The organism is Bacillus sp. MN7755, from assembly GCF_054771475.1.
Window position 1 is genome coordinate 20765 of the sequence record NZ_BTRL01000049.1, and the last position, 8126, is coordinate 28890.

Consider the following 8126-nt stretch of genomic DNA (forward strand, 5'->3'; position numbering starts at 1 on the left):
CATTTCTGAAGAAATGCGCTTTTTTATATTTTCACATTTAAATGCATAAGTTTCTCAGGATTAACCATCATATAAATATTTGAAATTTTCTCATCCTCAAATGAAAACGAAAGAACATAAGTTATTTTATTATTTATTGTAACTATAACTCCTGGCATACCATTTACCAATTTGAAATCAACAGTGTACTCTTCTGTCAATCGTTGCGCAATCCCAAAGAACAAACGTATAATTCGATCCGCAGAATAAATCGGATGAATCGCAGTCGTAACTTTCCCACCACCATCTGCTTTCAATATCGCATCTGTTTTTAATACTTCTAACATGCCTTGCGCATCCCCACACTGTAATGATGATACAAACTTTTCAACATAAGCAGCCATCTTCTTCGTACTTAATGTTGATTGCTTCGGCTTTTCCAATATACTTTTTCGTGCACGTTGAAAGATCTTTCTACAGTTCACACTACTCTTATCAACAATTGAAGCTATTTCTTCATACTCATAACTGAAAACCTCTCTTAATATGAAAACAATCCTTTCTACCTCAGAAAGTTGTTGTAAAAGTAATAAATATGCTGTGGAAAGGGATTCTTTCATAACAAATGACTCTGATGGCTCATCACTCTCTTCTACAAGTGGCTCTGGTAACCACATCCCCACGTACACGTTTCGTTTATGCGCTGCCGAACGTAATTTATCAATTGAACGATTTGTCGCCATCTTACACAAATATGCTTTCATATTTTCTATAGACTGAAGATCCTCTATATTATTTAACGCGATAAATACATCCTGAACGATATCCTCAGCATCCATAACACTTCCAAGGATTCTGTAAGCTAACGAAAATAATAATGGTTGATACGCTTCATATAACTGCTCCGTTTCCACGATGAACACCCTCACTTTCGTATTGCTTTAAAATGTGTAACGCTGCACGTTTCCCGCTTGCTACTGCAGCATCAGCTAATATTTCATCATGCCCAGCCCAATCACCTGCAACGTAAACACCTGGCATTTCAGGGATATTAGGACCTGGGGTTTCAACTCGGTTAATATGAGGAAAATCATATACTACTGTTATTTTCGGTAAATACTGCTGTGCAACAACTTCTCTTTTCCAATTTGGATGTAACAACTCCATCGTGCTTTCTAACTGTTCTTTATCGTCATGAATATGATTCATCTCTAGCACAGGATTATGGTACTTAATTAGACTCACTGCAATTGATCCATCTTCACTTAATTTAGCTGCTCTTGATTGATTCGTGAAAAATATTGGTTGATCTAACCCTAATGCAAATTGATGTGTAGGATTCGGTAATCGTCTCAAACCAATATCTAATGCAGCAACAGTAACCGGTACTGATTGTTCACTCCATCTATACAAACTTGTTCCTTCTACACCTTTTATTATGTTACAAGCTTCTTTCGGTGTAGTCGTCACGATGACTGTACCTACTTCAAATACCTCATTGTCAAAACAATGTATTCTTTGTTTATCTTCGTAATGCTCTATTTCCAACACATGCTTATTCGCCAGAAACTGTACCCCTACATTATTCGCTATATCTCTTAATTTTGTTATAATCGTCTCCCAGCCACCATCTACATAAAATACTCCTTCTTTTACTGAAAGCTGTATTTGCTTTAATACTGAAGATGCTAATTGTATTGTAGGAGCAAACGTATATGTTGTTGTTCGGCATAGTGCATAAAATATATTGCGAACCATTGGATCTTTTATTTCATTTTCTGCCCATGCAGTTAGACTCATTTTTGGAACTTCTCCTACATCTAAATTCCCTAAACGAATCATAAGACGTGAGAATTGTACTTTTGCAAGCCACGAAAGTAGTGGTGTTGATACAATAGAGCGAAAATCTGTTGGGATAGTGAATATATCCCCTTTCCAAATTCCCTGTGCTTTTGTAGATGGTATTCCACCTGGAAGATTCATACCGAGCTCATTAAAAGTTAAAAATGCTGCTCCTCCTCTATATAAGGCATGTGCACCAAGATTCATACAGATCCCATTTTTATTTATAGTCATCCCTCGACCACCAAAGCGACTGGACTTTTCTAACACAATCACTTTCCTCCCAGCTTTCGCTAAATATATAGATGCCGTTAATCCAGCAAGGCCACCACCAACAATTGCTACATCAAATGTATTCATAATAAATCCCTCCTTATCGTTCTACATACAAGACGAACGATTAAGGAGGGATGTGACATAAAAATTAATTTTTATTAATCTACTTTACTTCATTTTTTTGTACTCGATCATATTGCATTCGAAATAATTCAATTGCAAACGGAATATCCTCTTCACTCTTTATATAATAACTTATCCATCCTGATTCAGGTAATACGTGATGTGCTTTTACTAATCCTTGGTTCACTAATTCATCTCGCTTTAACTTCGGAAATGGTAAATCAACTAATTTATCACCATGAAGATGGCCAAGTTCCTTCTTACCATAATTTATTTCAATACCACCAAATCGATGCGGTTTTTCAGAAACACCCGCCCAGCTGAGCACTTCATTTCTAATCATTTCACTAAATGACATGAACCTTCACCCCTTATTAATGATTGATGTAATATTAAATTAACACGTTCATTACTTTTTTCCATCAATCTAAAGTATGAATGGATATACGAATATAGTTTAATCTCAATACCTTTATTTTTTACATAATTAAAATAATTTCAAAGGGGATTTATTCTATTATATAGAATTACTATTAAAAATAATTTTAAGGGACGGATTTATATGAGCGAGGTATTATTACAAAAGGCGAATTATCTACAATCTAATGAATTAAAACTTTTGAAAAAAGCTATACAATTTGCAGAGCAAGCACATGATGGACAATACCGTCAAACTGGAGAACCATATATTATTCATCCTTTCGCAATTGCAGAAATACTGCTAAATTATAAAGCTGACATTACAACAGTGATTGCTGCGTTATTACACGATGTTGTAGAAGATACAGAACATTCTTTAGATGAAATTGAATCGTATTTTGGTACAACTATTCGATATATTGTAAATGGATTAACAAAAGGAAAAAAACAACAAGATCAAAAGAAAACATTATATGAAGCAATTAATTTTAAAAAGTTGCTATTAGCCTCTCAACAAGATATACGTGCGGGCATTATTAAAGTTATAGATCGCCTTCACAATATAAAAACATTGAATGTTAAAAAAACCGCAAAACAAGTAGCATATGCGAATGAAACGTTAACGCTTTTTGCACCACTTGCAAAGCGACTAGGATTATATACAATTCAGTATGAATTAGAAAATCTTGCTTTTCAATATTTACATAAAGAAAGATATAGCAAGGTACTTAAATTATTAACGGGATATGTGCCACATCTTCAAAAAAATATAACCGATTTAAGAAAAGGAATTCATTCTTTTTATGATACTAACCTTTCATTTGAAATAAGCTATGAGTTCCCTCCAATTTATACCGCTTACTCACAATTACAAGAAGTACAAAACGTATCAGGAGTTTCACAAATTTGTATTACAACTACAAGTGTACTAGATTGCTATAAAATTCTTGGAATGATACATCAATTATACAAACCAACTATCAACTATTTTGAAGACAATATAGCACTTGAAAATAACCATTTTAATAGCAATTTAAAAACTAAAATCAATATGAATGATACTGAACAAACAATTGTTATTCAAACAAAATTTGCAAAAACATTAAAAAATAATGGTATTTTTTCTTTATTGAATAATGGAACTGTAGATGTTCAAGCAATATCTTATAAAATAATGAATGATACAATTGTGAATAACAATTTATTAACTACAGATCCAATCGCTTTCCATAATCTAGTATCGTATGAACTATTTGAAAATACCATAACGGCTTATACTTCAGATTTACAACCTATTTATTTACCAAATGGTGCTACAATTATTGATTTTACTTTCTCTGCATTTCCCAAAAGTGCACATAACATGAAAAAAGCAAAAATAAATGGTATACCTGTTCCACTTAAAACAAAGGTATCTCATTTTGACGTCATAGAAATCCATTTTGGTTTAAAACAAAACTTGGCATTAGAGTGGCTAAATTATGCCAATACTGCTAAAGCACAATTAATTATTCAGCAAAAACTATCTTAAATAACAGACCAATACCTCTATAAAAAGTATTGGTCTGTAAATATATTATACGAAATAAATTTCTATTTTTTTAACCCTAACCTAACATTAATAAATCCGTTCTTAACAATATTATAAACTCGAAATACACCCCATATTCTTTATGGAATAGGCAAATTTATTATGATACCAACAACTGCACCTAATAAACACTAGACACATATCCTAATTGTGTAACCTTACTTACTAATAGAAAGGCAGGTAATACAATTGACTTCCAATATCGACTATACCTCCCCCTCGACTAATTTCACTTATGATTTAAGTAAAAGCAATTTTTTTCAGAAAGATGCCCAAAATTATATAAATGTACTTGGCGTGAAACAATTAAATACTTTAGAAAACACTTCTTTATTAGATATTTATTTAAGTTCAAGTAATGTCGTAGAACCACATATTCATCAAAATGCAGCTGAACTTGTTTACTGTATTTCAGGATCTGCTGTTGTTTCTTTACTTAATCCATTTACAAATCAAATATTAAACTTACCGATAAAACCGGGGCAAGTTGCCAACATTCCACAAGCGTGGTGGCATTATGAAGTTGCTACAGCAGATGATACCCATTTATTAGCTATTTTTGATGCACCAACGCCAGAGGTTATTTTTGGTTCTGATATTTTAAGATTAACTCCCACAAATATGATGGCTCATACTTACTGTCTCGATGAACAACAATGGAAACAAGCGGTATCCCCTATTCAATCCACTACAGTAATTGGTCCTCCAGCAAACTGTAATCAAAACCGAGGACCTATAAACCCAGCAACTCATCCTCCTAATCCACAACAAAATTTATATTATCAAGATTCATATTATTTCCCTCTTTACTGGGGATATTAATTTATATCATTAAAAGCCAATTATTTATCTCCTCGGAAAATACGTAGGAGATTTTTTATTGTATATCCCCCATTCCTATTTTTTATCGTAACAATTAATAGAGTACATACATATAATAGTTATATATTTAATTGGAGGTGATAGTACTATGAGTAATTATAACTATCGAAAAAACTACTCTCATAATAAAAATAGTAGTTCATCAACATCCTCTCAGTCTTCAAATTCTCAATCTTCCAATTCCCAATCGCAAAGAGATTTAGCCGAGCAAGGCTATGTAAAGAAAAAAGGATGTAACTGTAATAAAAATAAATAGTTTATTACTAATTCGGATAATGATATTTCACCGCGCACGCTAAACAATATACTCCTCTACAATACAGTACATTTAAGAGATAAATTCTATTTTAAATAGAATTCATCTCTTTTTTGCTGATAGAAAAATTTTAAAATTATATTTTTTATTCCATAAACTATAAAATTTAAATCATAATTTAAGTTTTCTTTTTACCAACTTAACAAAGAGAATTTCCCAATTGATTTATTACTTAGTTTCCACAAAAAAATATAGCCCTTCCTAATATTATTGGGAAGGGCTATATACAAATACCAGTTTAATTTCCCACAAAACATTGTAACGAATTAAACGATATTAAGACCCGCACTTACAAATCCATTAATTGTAGCTATTGGACTAGCTCCTGTTAATGAAACATATAATAGTATTTTATCCCCAGCGGCTACTGGAATATTAAGAGGTGCGATTCCTGTTGCTGTAGCACCAATCACTATTCCGGCAAATGTTGGTGATAATAATAGAGGTGCTCCCACTGCTGTAAACGTATTACTTGCTGCAGGTGCAATCAATATTTGGATTTGAACTTGAGTAGTTCCTAATGAAACTCCCCCTAATACACTAAAGAAACCTGCTAACGACGTAATAGTCCCTGCGCGTGGTGCTACAAATGCATAATCACCTATACCTGCCGCTAATGTGATATCGGTTCCACCCAATAAAGCTACGCCAGGCTGACTAAAACCAAATCCAAGGAGAGTTCCTGTACCAATAGTTCCTGCTACCAGGTTAACTAATATAGCTGGTGTTGTACCTGAAGCAAATGGAATAATAGCTCCGCCACCTGTTGCTCCCGTTAGACCTGTTGCTCCAGTCGGGCCTGTGTCTCCCGTTGGACCTGTTGGGCCCGTAGCTCCTGCTAGACCTGTGTCTCCCGTTGGACCTGTTGGACCTGTTGGACCTGTTGCTCCCGTTGGACCTGTTGCTCCTGTTAGGCCTGTTGCTCCCGTTGGACCTGTCGCGCCACCTCCAGGACCTGTTGGGCCTGTTGGGCCTGTTGCTCCACCTCCAGGACCTGTTGCTCCCGTTGGACCTGTTGGACCTGTTGCTCCTGGAGTAGCATTAATTAATTGAATTAATAAACCAAAAAGAACTTGTAAAGTTGCAGGATCGATATTTGAGTCGCAGGATACAGGGATAAGATTTAAAGCGAAGAAAAATTCTGCAAGGGCGTTATAAAATTGTTGCAATAATGTTGACAATTGTCCTAAATTAGGTACTGGAGATTGTAATAAAACTAGAATACTTTGAGTTAATTGTTTCAAAAAATTACCTTCTGGAGAAGGTATTAAGGAATTTAAGAAAATTAAAAATTGATTAAATAAATTGAGTAACGCTAATCTATTCGCATCACTTGGATTTGCAAAAAATGCTGCAATAGCTGATATTAATGAATTTAGTAAAGTAATTAATTGACTTAATTGTTGGCTAGTAATAGGAACTGTCTGTGGATTTTTACAACAATCTGCTGAAAAAACTATCGGATTGCAGTTGTTATGACCAAAACAATCATTATGTTTCATTTATTTCCTCCTTACCTTTCTTATATTTGAGTATTTTCCTATTATAAGAACTATAAAATTGTGTATAGATTTAATTTACTTAAAATAGGAAACATGAATGATAATTAAACTTTAAAACATTATTTAATTATGTTCATGACTCACATATTAATTATATGTTTTTAATAATTGACTGCTTAGATTAAACACCTAAACTTAAAAGTTTATTTTATTTTTCCACGTTTATCTCTTAGGTCCAAAAGCACATTTTAACTTGAGTATAAAAACTAAGCATTAGCATATAATCACCAAGTAACAACAATACCTTTACTAAAATTGTGTTCCCTCTATTATCATGAAGCCGTTTCTATTATCCAAAACTTTCATACAATATATTGGACAAGTTATCCCATACTTTGTTCAAAAAATAATTTAGGGAGTGAAAATTAATTGCCAATTATTCAACCATTTATGGCATCCAGAAGATTCACATCTACACTAGGAGCTGGAACCGGAACTGGTGCAGCTTTTGCAATTGCTGCTACAGCTTGTTTAAACGATGCTGGTACTACTCAACTGCTTTTCCGACTTTTACGTATTACAACTTATATGTAAACGGCATTCTTCAACCTAGTGTGAACTCCAGCGTTACTACTGGACCTACTGACGCTATTACAATTCCAGGCGGAGATGCATTAGACGGCGGAATTCCAATTACAATCGAATTTATCGTCACTTAGTTTTAACTAATTTAGTGTAGAACAAAAAGACAGATTCTTTTTATTTAAGAATCTGTCTTTTTTAATTAATAATGATAAATTGCAAAATAATTGAAGAACCTTGCAATGGTGGTTGATCATCCAATAAAGTTAGCTGACCAGTACTAACCTGATATAATGGTTGTGGTTGAAGTATTCCATTAATAAACAAATTAATATACGAAACCTCATCAGGAGATAGTATGTGAGTTGTACCATATTGAGCTATCCCATCTGAATCTGTATATATAAGTTTCTCTCCATCGGAAAAAGTGTAAAATAATAAGTTAGTTGTTGTTATGGGGCCAATAACTCCAGTTGGGCCTGTTGATCCTGTTACTCCCGTTGGTCCTGTTACCCCTGTTACTCCCGTTGGTCCTGTTACCCCTGTTACTCCCGTTGGTCCTGTTACCCCTGTTACTCCCGTTGGTCCTGTTACCCCTGTTACTCCCGTTGGT

Annotated in this window: 7 protein-coding genes and 1 pseudogene; 3 read left to right on the forward strand and 5 right to left on the reverse strand. The window is 33.8% G+C overall.

Annotation, left to right across the window (positions count from 1 at the left end; genetic code table 11):
* Positions 1 to 23: 23 nt before the first annotated feature.
* The 3 genes from ACYVEC_RS30350 to ACYVEC_RS30360 all read right to left on the reverse strand — a co-directional run bounded on the left by ACYVEC_RS30350 (position 24) and on the right by ACYVEC_RS30360 (position 2578).
* Positions 24 to 893: a sigma-70 family RNA polymerase sigma factor gene (locus ACYVEC_RS30350; protein WP_098556616.1), complete on the reverse strand. Its 870-nt coding sequence runs from the start codon at positions 891 to 893 to the stop codon at positions 24 to 26.
* Positions 871 to 2181, reverse strand: coding sequence for a phytoene desaturase family protein (locus ACYVEC_RS30355; protein WP_199678228.1), 1311 nt, complete (start codon positions 2179 to 2181; stop codon positions 871 to 873). The genes ACYVEC_RS30350 and ACYVEC_RS30355 overlap by 23 nt, the downstream gene beginning before the upstream one ends.
* A gap of 79 nt (positions 2182 to 2260) precedes the next feature.
* The gene (locus tag ACYVEC_RS30360) at positions 2261 to 2578 is read right to left on the reverse strand and encodes a luciferase domain-containing protein (protein WP_063223849.1); all 318 of its coding nucleotides are present in this window, start codon (positions 2576 to 2578) and stop codon (positions 2261 to 2263) included.
* Between the two features lie 204 nt (positions 2579 to 2782).
* On the opposite strand from ACYVEC_RS30360, the gene ACYVEC_RS30365 reads away from it, so the two are divergent.
* Together ACYVEC_RS30365 and ACYVEC_RS30370 are read left to right on the forward strand one after the other, a co-directional pair.
* Positions 2783 to 4171: an HD domain-containing protein gene (locus tag ACYVEC_RS30365; protein ID WP_199678230.1), complete on the forward strand. Its 1389-nt coding sequence runs from the start codon at positions 2783 to 2785 to the stop codon at positions 4169 to 4171.
* A 249-nt stretch (positions 4172 to 4420) separates the two neighbouring features.
* Entirely contained in the window at positions 4421 to 5053 is a 633-nt protein-coding gene (locus ACYVEC_RS30370) for a cupin domain-containing protein (protein ID WP_063223846.1), read from the forward strand.
* Positions 5054 to 5695: 642 nt separating this feature from the next.
* Here ACYVEC_RS30370 and ACYVEC_RS30375 read toward each other — a convergent pair.
* A complete protein-coding gene (locus tag ACYVEC_RS30375; protein ID WP_098556595.1) occupies positions 5696 to 6931 on the reverse strand; it encodes an exosporium glycoprotein BclB-related protein in 1236 nt (411 codons plus the stop codon).
* Between the two features lie 429 nt (positions 6932 to 7360).
* On the opposite strand from ACYVEC_RS30375, the pseudogene ACYVEC_RS30380 reads away from it, so the two are divergent.
* Positions 7361 to 7650, forward strand: a pseudogene (locus tag ACYVEC_RS30380) (DUF4183 domain-containing protein).
* A gap of 61 nt (positions 7651 to 7711) precedes the next feature.
* Here ACYVEC_RS30380 and ACYVEC_RS30385 read toward each other — a convergent pair.
* A partial coding sequence (locus ACYVEC_RS30385; protein ID WP_460509560.1) for a DUF4183 domain-containing protein occupies positions 7712 to 8126 on the reverse strand: 415 nt, incomplete at its 5' end.

Coding starts and splice junctions, on each gene's coding strand:
- ACYVEC_RS30360 (WP_063223849.1), bottom strand. CDS start 2,578: ATGTCATTTAGTGAAATGATTAGAAATGAAGTGCTCAGCTGGGCGGGT.
- ACYVEC_RS30375 (WP_098556595.1), bottom strand. CDS start 6,931: ATGAAACATAATGATTGTTTTGGTCATAACAACTGCAATCCGATAGTT.
- ACYVEC_RS30365 (WP_199678230.1), top strand. CDS start 2,783: ATGAGCGAGGTATTATTACAAAAGGCGAATTATCTACAATCTAATGAA.
- ACYVEC_RS30355 (WP_199678228.1), bottom strand. CDS start 2,181: ATGAATACATTTGATGTAGCAATTGTTGGTGGTGGCCTTGCTGGATTA.